Origin of the sequence: Streptomyces coacervatus (assembly GCF_029223485.1) — a bacterium.
Lineage (GTDB): Bacteria > Actinomycetota > Actinomycetes > Streptomycetales > Streptomycetaceae > Streptomyces > Streptomyces coacervatus.
Genome location: NZ_JARHTP010000011.1, coordinates 335,921 through 349,922 on the forward strand (window position 1 = coordinate 335,921; position 14,002 = coordinate 349,922).

The 14,002-nt window shown below is 69.1% G+C and carries 17 protein-coding genes and 1 tRNA gene; 13 read left to right on the top strand and 5 right to left on the bottom strand.

The genetic code is table 11. The features are described 5' to 3' along the window. Nucleotide 1 precedes the first annotated feature (1 nt). The 11 genes from P2Q00_RS27780 (at nucleotide 2) to P2Q00_RS27830 (ending at nucleotide 9,042) form a co-directional block, all read left to right on the top strand. Nucleotides 2-319, top strand: coding sequence for a hypothetical protein (locus tag P2Q00_RS27780; protein ID WP_275775596.1), 318 nt, complete (start codon nucleotides 2-4; stop codon nucleotides 317-319). 2 nt (nucleotides 320-321) lie between these two features. Further along, nucleotides 322-492: a pRL2-8 gene (locus P2Q00_RS27785; RefSeq protein WP_275775598.1), complete on the top strand. Its 171-nt coding sequence runs from the start codon at nucleotides 322-324 to the stop codon at nucleotides 490-492. Between the two features lie 130 nt (nucleotides 493-622). After that, the gene (locus P2Q00_RS27790) at nucleotides 623-2,839 is read left to right on the top strand and encodes a cell division protein FtsK (RefSeq protein WP_275775599.1); all 2,217 of its coding nucleotides are present in this window, start codon (nucleotides 623-625) and stop codon (nucleotides 2,837-2,839) included. A 141-nt stretch (nucleotides 2,840-2,980) separates the two neighbouring features. Further along, nucleotides 2,981-3,262, top strand: coding sequence for a hypothetical protein (locus P2Q00_RS27795; RefSeq protein WP_275775600.1), 282 nt, complete (start codon nucleotides 2,981-2,983; stop codon nucleotides 3,260-3,262). 4 nt (nucleotides 3,263-3,266) lie between these two features. Further along, nucleotides 3,267-3,455: a hypothetical protein gene (locus P2Q00_RS27800; protein ID WP_275775602.1), complete on the top strand. Its 189-nt coding sequence runs from the start codon at nucleotides 3,267-3,269 to the stop codon at nucleotides 3,453-3,455. A gap of 10 nt (nucleotides 3,456-3,465) precedes the next feature. Continuing rightward, nucleotides 3,466-4,071: a hypothetical protein gene (locus tag P2Q00_RS27805; protein WP_275775604.1), complete on the top strand. Its 606-nt coding sequence runs from the start codon at nucleotides 3,466-3,468 to the stop codon at nucleotides 4,069-4,071. 2 nt (nucleotides 4,072-4,073) lie between these two features. Beyond that, nucleotides 4,074-4,469, top strand: a complete 396-nt coding sequence (locus P2Q00_RS27810) for a hypothetical protein (RefSeq protein ID WP_275775606.1) — start codon at nucleotides 4,074-4,076, stop codon at nucleotides 4,467-4,469. Between the two features lie 86 nt (nucleotides 4,470-4,555). After that, nucleotides 4,556-5,425 (top strand): bifunctional DNA primase/polymerase, encoded by an 870-nt coding sequence (locus P2Q00_RS27815; RefSeq protein ID WP_275775608.1) that lies wholly within the window; start codon nucleotides 4,556-4,558, stop codon nucleotides 5,423-5,425. 2 nt (nucleotides 5,426-5,427) lie between these two features. After that, a complete protein-coding gene (locus tag P2Q00_RS27820) occupies nucleotides 5,428-6,903 on the top strand; it encodes an AICE element replication initiation protein (protein ID WP_275775609.1) in 1,476 nt (491 codons plus the stop codon). Nucleotides 6,904-7,381: 478 nt separating this feature from the next. Further along, nucleotides 7,382-7,570 carry a helix-turn-helix transcriptional regulator gene (locus P2Q00_RS27825; RefSeq protein WP_275775611.1) on the top strand — a complete coding sequence of 63 codons (189 nt, stop codon included), beginning with the start codon at nucleotides 7,382-7,384 and terminating at the stop codon, nucleotides 7,568-7,570. Nucleotides 7,571-7,629: 59 nt separating this feature from the next. Then, nucleotides 7,630-9,042, top strand: coding sequence for a site-specific integrase (locus tag P2Q00_RS27830; protein ID WP_275775612.1), 1,413 nt, complete (start codon nucleotides 7,630-7,632; stop codon nucleotides 9,040-9,042). Between the two features lie 134 nt (nucleotides 9,043-9,176). On the opposite strand, the gene P2Q00_RS27835 is transcribed toward P2Q00_RS27830, so the two are convergent. Next, nucleotides 9,177-9,258: transfer RNA gene (locus P2Q00_RS27835), tRNA-Tyr, on the bottom strand. Between the two features lie 234 nt (nucleotides 9,259-9,492). Here P2Q00_RS27835 and P2Q00_RS27840 point away from each other — a divergent pair. Beyond that, nucleotides 9,493-9,981, top strand: a complete 489-nt coding sequence (locus tag P2Q00_RS27840; protein WP_030945172.1) for a YajQ family cyclic di-GMP-binding protein — start codon at nucleotides 9,493-9,495, stop codon at nucleotides 9,979-9,981. Nucleotides 9,982-10,119: 138 nt separating this feature from the next. Here the strand turns inward: P2Q00_RS27840 and P2Q00_RS27845 are convergent, their stop codons facing one another. Continuing rightward, nucleotides 10,120-10,386: a GlsB/YeaQ/YmgE family stress response membrane protein gene (locus P2Q00_RS27845; RefSeq protein WP_275775614.1), complete on the bottom strand. Its 267-nt coding sequence runs from the start codon at nucleotides 10,384-10,386 to the stop codon at nucleotides 10,120-10,122. A gap of 204 nt (nucleotides 10,387-10,590) precedes the next feature. Between P2Q00_RS27845 and P2Q00_RS27850 the strand changes: the two genes are divergently transcribed. Continuing rightward, complete coding sequence (locus tag P2Q00_RS27850; RefSeq protein ID WP_275775616.1) at nucleotides 10,591-11,841, top strand: APC family permease; 1,251 nt, start codon at nucleotides 10,591-10,593, stop codon at nucleotides 11,839-11,841. 185 nt (nucleotides 11,842-12,026) lie between these two features. On the opposite strand, the gene P2Q00_RS27855 is transcribed toward P2Q00_RS27850, so the two are convergent. The 3 genes from P2Q00_RS27855 to htpX form a co-directional block, all read right to left on the bottom strand. After that, on the bottom strand, nucleotides 12,027-12,593 hold the full coding sequence (locus tag P2Q00_RS27855; protein ID WP_275775617.1) for an SMI1/KNR4 family protein: 567 nt from the start codon (nucleotides 12,591-12,593) through the stop codon (nucleotides 12,027-12,029). Between the two features lie 119 nt (nucleotides 12,594-12,712). Beyond that, entirely contained in the window at nucleotides 12,713-13,105 is a 393-nt protein-coding gene (locus tag P2Q00_RS27860) for a YccF domain-containing protein (protein WP_275775619.1), read from the bottom strand. Next, nucleotides 13,102-13,965, bottom strand: a complete 864-nt coding sequence (gene htpX / locus P2Q00_RS27865) for a zinc metalloprotease HtpX (protein WP_275775620.1) — start codon at nucleotides 13,963-13,965, stop codon at nucleotides 13,102-13,104. The genes P2Q00_RS27860 and htpX overlap by 4 nt, the downstream gene beginning before the upstream one ends. Between the last annotated feature and the right edge of the window lie 37 nt (nucleotides 13,966-14,002).

A 14,002-nucleotide genomic window follows, 5' to 3' on the forward strand; every position in this document is an offset into this window, starting at 1 on the left:
CATGGGCAAGCCCGATACCCGCCGCCTGGACCGCGAGATACAGCAGACCACCCGCAAGCTCGAAGCGGTCCGCAACGAGGAGATGTGGCCGCTGACCGGCCGCGAGCGGCGCGCTGTACTCACAGCCATGGCCGGTGGCTCCGTCAAGGTCGTGCGGGGCAAGAGCCCCGGTCGCGCCGAAAGGAAGCTGGAGACCGCGTGGAACGCGGTGCAGACCCGGCTGAACGCCGAGATCACCGCCTTGCAGAGCGAGCGGCAGCGGATCGTGAACGAGGCCGCCGCCGCGAAGGCCGCCAAGAAGTCCTCGGGGTGGTGGTGACCATGGCCGCACGGGAGACGCCTCCGGGCGAGTGCCCGCAGTGCTGGCAGCACGCCCACGACCGGAGCATCCACCGGCGCCTCAAGCCCCGCGAGGACTGCCAGCCGTGCCTGGACCACATGCACAACGGCTGCCCCTACCTCGTGCCCAAGAAGAAGTCGAGCTGGTGGTGACCGCGCCGCAGTCCGGCGCCCGCACCCGCGTCTGATCTCCCCGCAACGATCCGGCGGGGCCGGTCCGCTCACCTCCTACAGCGACGGACCGGCCTCGCCATTCCTTACACCAGAAGTGGAAGGACTCTCAGTGAACCAGCCCGACGACAACGAACTGTTCAACCGGCTCGAAGCCGAGATGAACGCCGACTCCCGCCCCGACTCGGGGGGCGAGGTAGTCGACCTCGACAAGGCCCGATCCGCCCGCACCGGATCGGCTGCCCCGACTGCCGACCCGATGCCCGACTCCCGCCCGACCGAGTCGGCCGATTCGGACGATGAGGAGTCGGCCGACTCGGTCGCCCGACCGGTCGACCGGCCCGACCTTCCGGCGCCGGGTATCACCACCTACAAGCGTCGGCCGATCCTGCCGACCTGGCTGACTTCCAAGCCGGGCTTCGTGTCGACCACGCAGCGGGCGGCAAGCAACGCCTTCTACGCCACCGCCTTCCACGGCATCCGCACCCCCTGGTACGCCCTCCAGCTCACCCTCAACTCGCCGCGCGGCGGGGCCCGCTTCGTGCGGGACACCAACCGGTGGGTGTGGGATGCCGAGGGCGCCCCGCTGCGCGAGTACGAGGTGCGCAGGGAGAACACCGCCGAATACCTGAAGCTGTCGCGGCAGCGCGACGGACGGGTGCGACTGCGCGTGCTGGTCACCACGGTGGCGCTCGTCTTCGGCACCGCGTTCGCCCTGACCCTGTACGTCATGGCCCCGGGATGGCTGGGGGTGCTGGCTGCCGCCGCGGTACTGGCATGCGGGTTCTGGGGTTCCCCGCAGGATCATCCCGTGATCGGGCCCGCGGTGCTGAAGACCGAAATCCAGAAGCTCACCGGGCCGATCGTGCTGCGCGCGCTGGACAACATCGGCAACCCGAAACTGACGGCCGCCATCAAGAAGGGCGGCGACATGAACGGGATGCGCTTCACCTCCGAGATCACCCGCGACGGCCCCGGCTACCGCGCCGACTTGGACCTTCCCTGGGGTGTGACCCCGGAGGACATCATGGAGGCCCGTAAGCCGCTCGCCTCCGGGCTGCGCCGCAAGGTCGGCTGTGTGTGGCCGTCGGCCGACCCGACGGAGCACGAGGGCCGGCTGATTCTGTGGGTGGGCGACAAGCCCATGAACGAGACCACCAAGCCCGCCTGGCCGCTGCTGAAGTCGGGCAGCGTGGACCTGTTCCGGCCGGTCGTGTTCGGCAACGACCAGCGCATGGCCGACGTGTCCGTGACCCTCATGTTCGCGTCCGTGGTGGTCGGGTCCATCCCGCGTATGGGCAAGACGTTCCTGATGCGGCTGTTCCTGCTCATCGCCGCCCTGGACCCGCGCGCGGCGCTGTACGCGTTCGACTTCAAGGGCACCGGCGACTTCGGCGCCCTGGAGCCGGTCTGCCACCGCTACCGGGCCGGAGACGAGGACGAGGACATCCTCTACGTCCTCGAATCGCTGCGGGAGCTGCGGGCGGAGCTGCGCCGGCGGGCGAAGGTCATCAAGTCCCTGCCGCGCTCGCGCTGCCCGGAATCGAAGGTCACCCCGGAGCTGGCCAACGACAAGTCGCTCGGTCTGCACCCGATCGTCGCCGGATTCGATGAGTGCCAGGTCCCCTTCGAGCACGAGAAGTACGGCGCGGAAATCGAGGAAATCGCCACCGATCTGGGCAAGCGCGGTCCGGCGCTGGGCATGGTGGCGCTGTTCGGCACGCAGCGCCCGGACGCCAAGTCGCTGCCCACCGGCATCAGCGCCAACGCGGTGCTGCGGTTCTGCCTGAAGGTCATGGGGCAGCCCGCCAACGACATGGTGCTCGGCACGTCGATGTACAAGGCCGGATACCGGGCCACGATGTTCTCCCGCTCCGACCGCGGGATTTGCTGGATGGCCGGTGAGGGCGACGACCCGCGCATCGTCGCGAGCGCGTTCGTGGACGCGGTCGGCGCCGAGCAGGTGGTCGCCCGCGCCCGCCAGATGCGCGAGGCATACGGCAACATCACCGGCCACGCCATCGGCGAGAGCCCCGAGAGCGGCGAGCCCGCTTTCGACCTGCTCGCCGACATCCTCAAGGTCGTCCCGGCCGATGAGGACAAGGTGTGGAACGAGAAGGTCGCCGCCCGCCTCGCCACGCTGCGCCCGGAGATCTACGGCGGCTGGAAGGCCGAGACGGTCACCACGAACCTGCGCCCGCACAACATCAGCGCGCAGGACGTGTGGGGCACCACCGACAAGGGCAAGGGCACCACCCGCCGCGGCATCGCCCGCGCCGACCTCACCACTGCCATCACCCAGCGTGACGGAAAGCGGTCCGGAGGCTGACCGCGTACGGGTGCTAGGTCTAGCAGCCTGCGCTGCTAGACCTAGCACCCCTACTAGCACCCCATACCGGCCCTGATCAGCAACCTCGCACCTAGCATCCGACCTGCGAGAACGCCGGAAATCCCGCCTGGAAGGCACCTCATGACCCTCCTTCTCCTTGCTGGCGCCTGCCTGCTCGCCGTCACTCTCGGTTACGTGAGTCTGTGTCGGGCGAGCCCGTACGGCGACTGCCGCAAGTGCCGCGGCTTCGGCTTCGCGATGAAGACCGACCGCAAGGGCCGCATCAAGCGGGGCAAGGACTGCCGCCGCTGCAAGGGCCTCGGCAAGCGCATACGCGTCGGCCGGCACCTCTACAACCTCTGGCTGCACGTCTACCGCGACGGCAGCGACACCCCCGCCAAGACACCTGCCTCGAAGGGATAGCCCGATGGCCGTCACCGTCTCCCTGGTCGCCCTGTTCGGCCTGGTCCTGTTCTTCCTGCTGCGCTCCAACAGCCTCGGCTACGGCTCCGCGTTCGTCGCCGTGATGTTCGGCTTCTACCTCGCTTCCACCGGCGCCTCCGAGCCGGTGAACGAGCTGACCGCCGCCGTCGTCCATGCCCTCGGCAAGATCTAGGAGCCCCGCCATGAAGGAACCCATCGTCGCGCGGCACTGGCTGGCCATCACCGCGCCCAAGGCCGCGCCCGCCATCGCCACCACGACCGTGCTCGCGCTGGCCCGGATCTGGAACGCCAACGGCGCCGAACACTCCGTCCCCAACGCCGCGTTGATGACCGTCCTGTCCGCCGGGGCCGCCGCCGCAGGCATCTGCGCGGGCAGCCACACCGGAGACAGCACCCTCGTCGGGACCGCGTTCGCAGCCTCCGGCGCGCTCGCCTTCGCGGGCGTGGCCGGATACACCGACGGACTGCCGCTGCCCCTGCTGCTGTGGTCCCTGGCCACCGCCGGCGCCTACGGACTCGCCGCCCGCTACTGGCGCACCGACCGCCGCGAGCGCGTCGCCCATGAGCGGGACATGACCGAGCGGCGCGAGGAACACGCCCACATCGAACGCGTCGAGACCCTCCGCGCCACTACCCAGGTTGAGGTGGCTCGCACCGGCGCCGCCTACGCCGAACAGCTCGCGCAGGCGCTCGTCACCCGCGCCGCGCTGCCCGGCTTCGACCCCACCGCCCTTGAGCGCGCGGGCCTGCCCGCGCTCCCGTCCGGCGACCTGCGCAAGGAGCACTGACCATGGCCAACGGCCAGACGGACCCGGTCCGGCACCCCCGCAAAGCGGCTGAGGCGGTCCGCGCCTTCAACCGTGCCACCCTGCCCGCCCGCGACGGGCGCCCCGGCATCGCCTACCCGGGCACCGTGTACCGCGCCATCGGGGCCTTCACCCCGCTCGCGCACCGGCTGCCGCAAGCCTTCGATCAGATCGCCATGGCGCTGGCCGACCTCCACAAGGCCGGACACCTCACCGCCGACCACGGCACCCCTGCCCAGCACACCGCCGCCGCCTGCGCGGCCCTGCGTGAGGCGGAACGGCACGCGATCGCGATGACCGAGGCCCTGGAACGCGCCCACAGCGCCTCCAGTCCGCTCGGCTACAGCGGCCCGATCGACGACACCGACGACGACCTGTAGCTACGCCCGGGGCGGGCGCCGTCTCACCACAAGCCTGCGCCCGCCCCGGTTCTCCAGTCCCTCCAAGAGAGCAGGAGACCTCCAGCATGACCCAACGAGCGTCATTCGGCGAGGGCCGCTCAGCCCAAACCACCCCTTCGTGCACCGCGCTGGAACTCGCCTCCGTCGGCATGCCGGTGCTGCCCCTACGGCAGGGAAAGGTGCCGTTCGGGAACTGCCGCGCGTGCGCCAAGAACGCCTGCGGCGGACGGCCGAACATGAAGAACGCAGGCCCCTGCCAGTGCCCCGGCATCTGCCACGCATGGGCCGCCGCCACCACCGACCCCGACGTCATCACCTCCCCGGCATGGGCTGCGGCGTGGCGTCAGGCCGTCTGCGTCGGCTACCACCCCGGCGGCGCAGGACTGACCGTGGTCGACCTCGACAACCCGGCGGCCATCACCTGGGCACGCGAGACCCTGCCCGCCACCCGCACCGTGCCCACCACGCGCGGCCAGCACTGGCTCTACCAGGGCGTCATGCCCTCGCACAACGCCGTGCGGCCCGGCGTGGACATCAAGTCGGCCATGGCGTACGCCCGTTGGCTCGGTCCCGGCACCGGAGCCATGACCGCCCTGCCGGAGGCCGTGCGCGCGCTGGCCGTGAAGGAACCCCCGGCCCGGCCGGCGCCGCAGACCCTCGCTGTTCCCGCCGGGGGCGGGGAGTGCCGTCACCGCACGCCCACCTACCTGGAGCGTGGCATCGCCATGGCGGAGCAGCGCATCAGCGAAGCCCGCAGCGCGATCCACGCCACCGTCTACCGCACCTTCCTCGCCGTGCTGTCCGCCCACGGCCGGTGCGGCTGCCTCACCGACGACCACATCGCGCGGCTGTTCACCGCCGCGCAGGCCAAGGGCGAATCGCCCCGGCACTGCACCGACGCGTGGGCCAACGCCCGCACCAGGTTGGGACTGTAGCCATGTCCGACGACGAGAAGAACCCCGCCCGTGAGGTCATCGCCGACTACGCGCAGGCGCACTTCCGGTACTTCCGTACCGCCGACGGCACCGTGTACGCGCAGCGCAACGGCCACCCCGTGGCCCGGCCGATGCGCTCCCAGGGCACGACCGGCAGCCATCGCCAAGAACTCATCGTCGGCATGTACAGAGACGGGGTCGGCGTGTTCAACGGGACCGCCCTCAAGGAGGCACTGGACTTGATCGAAGCGCTCGCGCTGTACGAAGACACGCACGCCGTGAACATCCGCGTCGCCGCAGGGTTCGACGGAGCCACGTGGCTGGACCTGGGCCGCGATGACGGGCAGTCCGTCCGCATCCACCCGTCGGGCTGGGACATCCTCACCCCCGACCCGCAAGAGGTGTGCTGGCGGCGCACCCAGCTCACCGGCGAACTGCCCCTGCCCGCCAAGGACACCGACGGCAAGGGCATCGACCTGCTGCTGAGGCTGTGCAACTTCGCCAACGCGGAGACCGAATGCCTGGCCATCGCCTGGCTGATCGGCTGCCTTGGACCGTCCGTGCCTGTCCCGGCCCCCTTCCTCACCGGCCCGCAGGGCGCGGGCAAGTCCACCGGCGGACGCATGCTCATCAGGATCGTCGAGGGCATGAGCGGTGACCTGCGCCGCGCGCCGAAAGATGAGGAGAACCTGATCGCGGCGGTCGCGGCCGGATGGGTCACCGCCCTGGACAACCTCTCCCACATGACGCCGGATCTCTCGGACGCGATGTGCTGCATCGTCACCGGAGCCGAGAGCGTCAAGCGCGCCCTGTTCACCGACGGGGACGTGTTCCGCGTCGGCTACCGTCGCCCCCTGCTGCTGACCGGTATCGACGTGGGAGTCATCCGGCCCGACCTCGCGGAACGGCTCCTGCCGCTGCGGCTGGAACGCCCCAAAGTCCGGCGCACTGAGGCGGAGCTGTGGGCGGAGTACGCGGAGGTTCTGCCTGTCGTTCTCGGGTCTCTCCTGGACCTCACGGTCAAGGTCCGCGCTGTGGAGGCGGAGACCCCCACCGACCTGCGGATGGCGGACTTCGCGCACCTGTGCGCGCAGCTCGATGCGGCGACCGGCCTGGGGGCGCTCACCGCCTACCGGGCCAGTCTGGACGACCTCAACGACGACGTGATCGAGGGCGACCTCCTCGCGCAAACCGTCCTCAGGCACGCCGACACCCTCGAACCGGGCACAGAACAGCGGATGACCTCCACTGAGTGGCTGCACCTCCTCAGCAGCCTCTACAGCGGCGACGACTGCCGTCCGCTGCCCAAGGGGTGGCCGACCACGGGCAAAGTCCTCTCCGACCGGCTCAAGCGCCTTCAGCCGACGCTCGCGGCCCGTGGCGTCCTCATCGACTCAGGCCGCACCAGCGAGGGCCGCTACCTCGAAATGAGCCGCCTACACGCCCCACCGCCCAACGAGCAGAAGCAGATGTTCTGACCCCGTCCCGGACAAGCAAGAGGAGCACCCCCGGCCGCGCGTGCTCCTCTTGCTGTTCGGCGGAACGCCGCCCAACGGTCGTGCCGCGAAGCGGCTCCTTCTTCACGCTTGAAGCGGCACCGCACCACAACCGACGCCCCTCTTTGTCCTAAGAGGGAAGACGCTGCGTCATCTGCGTCATGCGGACGGAAATACGGCCCCCGGCCTGCGGCTACAGCTATGACGCAGACGACCGTGCCTGCGTCATCCTGCGTCATCTGCGTCATCCGATGACGCAGCCCATGACGCGCCGATGACGCACCCCCAAAACACTGCGTCACACAAAGCCACAGGTCAGAAGCCCGCATGACGCTGATGACGCAATGACGCAGAAATCCGAACCTCGGACAGACGCAGGCTCCGGCCCCGCCTGCACTCACCCCATGGCACCTGAACCCACCGTCGCAGCCCCCCACCCCGACGACTGAGGAGCCGCCGAATGGCACGCCCGCAGATGCTCAAACTCCCCGAAGTCCTCGACGAGATAGGCATGAGCCGCGCCGCCTTCTACCGCATGCGCGCCCGCGGCCAGGCCCCCCGCCTCCGCAAGCTCCCCAACGGCCAAGTCCGGATCAGCCGCGCCGACTTGGACACCTGGTGGGAGCGCTGCGAAGAGCGCGTTGCCTGACGATGCACCCCCTCAAGCCCGCCCCGTACGGGGCGGGCTTTCTTACTGCCCGGAGAGCCATGCCCCTCACCTACGACGTCCGGATCTACAGCATCGAAACCCGCCGCGACCGCCCGAAGCCTTACCGCGTCCGGTGGCTTGTGGGCCCCCAGAAGCATTCCAAGAGCTACACCGTCAAAGCCCAGGCTGACGGCCGTCGCTCGGAACTGATGACCGCCCTACGCAAGGGCGAACAGTTCGACGTGGAGACCGGCCTCCCCGCCTCCGAACTCCGCGCGCTCAACGGCTCTGTGACCTGGTACGAGCACACACGCGCCTACATCGACCGCAGGTGGGACACGCTTCCCGCCAAGTCGCGCCGCAACGACGCCGACGCCCTGGCGACCATCACTCCCGCGCTCGTGAAGACAACCATCGGGCGACCCTCTCCCCGCGTACTCCGCACCGCCCTGTACGGCTGGGCGTACAACAAGAGCCACTGGCCCCAGGAGCCCCCCACTGAGGTCGCAAACGCCCTCCGCTGGCTAGAGAAGAACTCCCTGCTCGTCTCCGCACTCGAAGACCCCGCCACACTCCGTCTCGCTCTCGACGCCCTGTCCACACTGCTCAACGGTTCCGTTGCCGCCGCACGCACGGCGCGGCGCAAGCGAGCCTGCCTCAGCGACGTCTTGGGGCTCGCGGTCGAAAGGCGTTACTTCAGCGTTCCAGTCAATCCGCTGTCCACTGTGAAGTGGTCTGCGCCGAAGTCGACCGAAGAAGTGGATCCGGCGAGCGTCCCCAACCCGCGTCAGGTCCGGGCATTGTTGGAGGGCGTGCGGAGTCAGGGCGAGCGCGGTGCACACCTTGAGGCGTTCTTCGGCTGCCTGTATTACGCCGCCATGCGGCCCGCCGAAGCAACCGGACTGACCGCGGACCAATGCCACCTGCCCGAGAGCGGCTGGGGCAAGCTCACCCTTCGCGGCGGGATCGTCCACGCCGGCCGTAACTGGACGGACGACGGTCGGGCCCACCAAGACCGCCACCTCAAGGCGCGAGCACAGCGTGACTCCCGCGTGGTCCCGATCCCTCCGCACTTCGTCGCAATGCTTCGTCAGCACATCAAGCGCTACGGCACGGCTCCGGACGGCCGCCTGTTCCGAACGAGCCGTGGCGGTGTGATTCAGGACACGGGATACGGCGAAGTCTGGGCAGGCGGCCGCGAAGCCGCGTTGATGACACACGAGTTTGAATCTCCGCTCGCCCGACGGGCGTACGACCTCCGGCTTGCCGGGGTCTCGCTGTGGCTCTACAGCAGAGTCGATCCGATGGAAGTCGCGCGACGGGCCGGACACTCGGTGGCGGTGCTGCTGCGCGTCTACGCGAAGATTCTGGCTCAAGCCGAGGAGCAAGCGAACAGCCAGATCGAGGCTGGCCTGCGCGAATGGGACGGAGCTGGCCCGTCCCCCGGGGGACGTATGGGGGACACGCGCTGATCAGGCTTGGGACTCACCCGAGACCAGGTGAGACAAGCCGCGCATTTCGACCCTTGTTCGAATGACGTTGTTCGAATACGAAAAGACCCCCTCCATTCTGCGTTTCCGCAGTTCGGAGGGGGTCTCTCTCAGCGTGGCGGCGCCAGGATTCGAACCTGGGAAGGCTGAGCCGGCAGATTTACAGTCTGCTCCCTTTGGCCGCTCGGGCACACCGCCGGGTTTGCTGCCGTTCGAACCGCTTTTCGGCGGTGCTCCGTGGCAACGACGTAAACAATACCCGATGCCGAGGGGTGCTTCGCCACCCGATTGATCTGCGCCGGGAGGACGACGGGTGGCTAGGCTTGTCCGGATGCGGCCCGGGACCACGCCGGGCTCGGCGCCCGCCCCCACGTACGCCGGTACGCACCCGTACGCACCCCCATCACGCACCGATACAAGGAGCCACAGGACATGGCCGACTCCAGTTTCGACATCGTCTCGAAGGTCGAGCGGCAGGAGGTCGACAACGCCCTCAACCAGGCCGCCAAGGAGATCTCGCAGCGCTACGACTTCAAGGGCGTGGGTGCCTCGATCTCGTGGTCCGGTGACAAGATCCTGATGGAGGCGAACTCCGAGGACCGGGTCAAGGCCGTACTCGACGTCTTCCAGTCCAAGCTGATCAAGCGCGGAATCTCGCTGAAGGCGCTGGACGCGGGCGAGCCGCAGCTCTCCGGCAAGGAGTACAAGATCTTCGCGTCGATCGAGGAGGGCATCTCTCAGGAGAACGCGAAGAAGGTGGCGAAGATCATCCGCGACGAGGGCCCGAAGGGCATCAAGGCGCAGGTGCAGGGCGACGAGCTGCGCGTCAGCTCGAAGAGCCGTGACGACCTGCAGGCCGTGATCGCCCTCCTGAAGGGCAAGGACTTCGACTTCGCGCTGCAGTTCGTGAACTACCGGTGAGCCACTGATTCATGGTCACTGAATCATGGTCACTGATTCGTCGCCGCTGACGGACAGCGCACGAGGAAGGGTGGGCACCTGGCGGGTGCCCACCCTTCTCGCCTGCTGGCTGCGGTCCGGGGGCGTGCTCGGTCGCGCTCAGTTGCGCGAGTTGCCGAACAGGATGCGGTAGGCGATCAGGAGGACCAGCGAGCCACCTATCGCCGCGGCCCAAGTCGCGCCGTCGTAGAAGTTCTTGGTGATCGGGTGGTCCAGCCAGCGGGCCGAGATCCAGCCGCCGATGAACGCGCCCGCGACGCCGATGAGAGTCGTACCGATGAAGCCGCCCGGGTCGCGGCCCGGCAGCAAGAACTTGGCGATGGCTCCGGCCAACAGCCCCAGGATGATCCAGCTGATGATGGTCATGCCGTGAACCTGCCCTTCCGCACTGTGTCTGCACTTTCCGGACAGTGTGATTTCAGTCAAGATCCGCTGTGCGTCACGTGCTCTGTTCCTGCACTTGCTTGTTCTTGGTCTTGCCTGTTCTTGGTCCTGCTTGTTCCTGCTCTGTTGATGAGCAGGACGTCACCGCGGCACTCATCGGTTGCAGTGATCAGTAGGGTGCGAGCCATGGCATCGAGCGGTTCTGCTTCTGAGCTGCGGCGCACACTGGGCGTCGGCGACGCCGTCCTCATCGGGCTCGGCTCGATGGTCGGGGCCGGGATCTTCGCCGCCCTGGGGCCTGCGGCGCGCGCGGCCGGGTCCGGGCTGCTGCTCGGCCTCGCCGTCGCCGCCGTCGTCGCTTACTGCAATGCCATGGCGTCGGCGCGGCTGGCTGCCCTGTATCCGGCCTCGGGCGGCACGTATGTGTACGGGCGTGAGCGGCTCGGCTCCTTCTGGGGTTACCTCGCGGGCTGGTCGTTCGTGGTCGGGAAGACTGCCTCCTGTGCGGCTATGGCGCTCACTGTGGGGGCGTACGTCTGGCCGGGGCAGGCGCACGCGGTGGCGGTCGCGGCTGTGGTGGCGTTGACCGCGGTGAATTACGGCGGTGTCCAGAAGTCCGCCTGGGTCACCCGGGTGATCGTGGCGGTGGTGCTGGCTGTCCTCGCTTCCGTCGTGGTCGTGTGCCTGGGGTCCGGGGCGTCCGACGCCGGGCGCCTGGACGTCGGGGTCTCGGGCGGAGTGGGCGGGGTGCTGCAGGCGGCCGGGCTGCTGTTCTTCGCGTTCGCCGGGTATGCACGCATCGCGACCCTCGGCGAGGAGGTACGGGATCCGGCGCGCACCATCCCGCGCGCGATCCCCTTGGCTCTGGGCATCGCGCTGGCGGTGTACCTGTGTGTGGCGGTGGCTGTCCTTTCCGTGCTGGGGGCCGACGGTCTCGGGCGCGCGGGTGCTCCGCTGGCCGACGCGGTGCGGGCGGCCGGGGTGCCGGGGCTGGTTCCGGTGGTGCGGGTGGGTGCCGCTGTGGCCGCGCTGGGTTCGTTGCTCGCCCTGATCCTGGGCGTCTCGCGGACGACGCTGGCCATGGCCCGGGACCGGTATCTGCCCGGCGCGCTGTCGGCCGTGCATCCGCGCTTCAAGGTGCCGCACCGGGCCGAACTGGCCGTGGGTGCAGTGGTCGCCGCCCTGGCCGCCACGGTGGACGTCCGAGGTGCGATCGGTTTCTCCTCCTTCGGTGTGCTGGCGTACTACGCCGTGGCCAATGCCTCGGCCTGGACGCTGAGTTCGGCTCCGACAGCGCGGGCGCAGCCCGCGGTGGGTCTTCTCGGATGCATGGTGCTGGCGTTCTCGCTGCCGGCGGTTTCGGTGGTCGTGGGCGCGGGAGTGCTGGCGGTGGGCGTGGGCGCCTATGGCGTACGGCGATGGGTGGCTGCCCGGTAGCCAGCTGGGCCGAATAGGGGTCGGGGCGGGTGAGCACCTGGTCAAGGCGCCGGCAAGGGGGGCATGGCCGACCGGCAGTCAGGGCCGGGCAGGGCGCGTTCTTCCGGCTCTTGGCCCGCGGGGCGGCCCCGCGGTCGCGCTGCTGGAGGAGCCCCTACAGCGTCGTACGAATGGCGTCGCGGCTGCTAGGACGCTCGCGCCTGCGTCGTGCGTATGCGGAATTCCGTCCAAGGAGCCATCTCCAGCTCCTCGTTCGTCTCCTCGTACCAGCCCGTGCCGTCGGCCCAGGAGCCCAGCCAGGCCGTAAGGCTGGGGGCGTCGACGTACCAGGCGTGATCGGCGTCGTCGGCGTTCGGCTCGAAGAGGAGGACGGTGGCTTCCGGGGCGCGGCAGTCCACGCACGCGTACATCGCGCAGCCCCAGTGGGATATCGGCAGGACGCATTCGGGCCAGGGCCAGTCGGGGTCCCTGCGGCCGCTCTCGCGGTTGGCGAGGTACTGCACGACGACGGCGGGCTCGCCGGCCGGCGGGCTGTCGAGGAGGGGCAACAGGCCGTACTCCGGGCCGAATCCGCCGTCTCCTATGCGCAGGTAGAGGTCGGCGAGCAGGGAAGGCAGGGGGAAGCCCAGGGTGGCCTCGGCACGGGCCAGCGTGGACGCGTCGGCGGGCTCCGGGAGTGAAGGCCAGCCCCACGGGCGGGTGTTGTGTGCCTTGGCTGCCACCCGTGCCAGCAACTGCGCGTTCTCGGTCATGGGTTCATGATGCAAGGCGCCACTGACAATCGGGCCGGCCTGTGGACAACCGTCGGGCTGTGGAAAACCCGGTCACTCGGAGGTGGCGGGCAGGCCGCCCCCGCCTTCGTCCCGCTCGGTCAGCGAGTCGCGAACGGCTGGTCCGTCCGCACGATTTCGCGGCCGAGCGGCAGCAGCGAGACCGGGATCAGCTTGAAGTTGGCGATGCCGAACGGGATACCGATGATCGTGATGCACAGGGCGACGCCGGTGACGATGTGCGCGAGCGCGAGCCACCAGCCCGCGAGGACCAGCCACAGAACGTTGCCGATGCAGGAGGGCGCACCGGCGTCGCGGCGCTCGACCGTCGTGTACCCGAAGGGCCACAGGGCATAGACGCCGATGCGGAACGCCGCGATGCCGAACGGGATGCCGATGATCGTGATGCAGAGCAGAATGCCCGCGGCCAGGTATCCGAGGAACAGCCAGAAGCCGCTCAGGATGAGCCAGATGACGTTCAGAATGGTTTTCACTGGGGGCGACCTGCCATCTTCTCGAGCCGGGCGATGCGCTCCGCCATCGGCGGGTGTGTCGAGAACATCTTCGAGAGTCCCTGACCCGGGCGGAAGGGGTTCGCGATCATCATATGACTCGCGGTCTCGATCCGCGGCTCGGGCGGCAACGGCAGCTGCTTGGTGCCCGCTTCGAGCTTGCGCAGCGCACTGGCGAGCGCGAGGGGGTCGCCGGTCAGCTGAGCGCCGGAGGCGTCGGCCTCGTACTCCCTGGAGCGGCTGATGGCCAGCTGGATGAGGCTGGCCGCAAGCGGGCCAAGAATCATGATCATCAGCATGCCGAGGATGCCCGGGCCGTCGTCGTCGTTGGAGCGGCCGACCGGGATCAGCCAGGCGAAGTTGACCAGGAACATGATCACGGAGGCGAGGGCGCCGGCGACCGACGAGATGAGGATGTCGCGGTTGTAGACGTGACTGAGCTCGTGGCCGATGACGCCGCGCAGTTCGCGCTCGTCCAGGATGCGCAGGATGCCTTCCGTACAGCACACCGCGGCGTTGCGCGGGTTGCGGCCCGTCGCGAAGGCGTTGGGCGCTTCCGTCGGGGAGATGTACAGGCGTGGCATGGGCTGGCGGGCCTGGGTGGAGAGGTCGCGGACCATGCGGTAGAGGGACGGGGCCTCGAACTCGCTGACCGGGCGGGCGCGCATCGCGCGCAGCGCCAGTTTGTCGCTGTTCCAGTACGCGTACGCGTTCGTGCCCAGTGCGATCACAACCGCGACGACGAGCCCCATACGGCCGAAGAAGCTGCCGATGACGATGATGAGGGCGGACAGTCCTCCGAGGAGTACTGCGGTCCTTAGCCCGTTGTGCCGGCGGTGCACGGTACGCCCTCCAAGTCGTGCAGCAGGGGAACCCTTT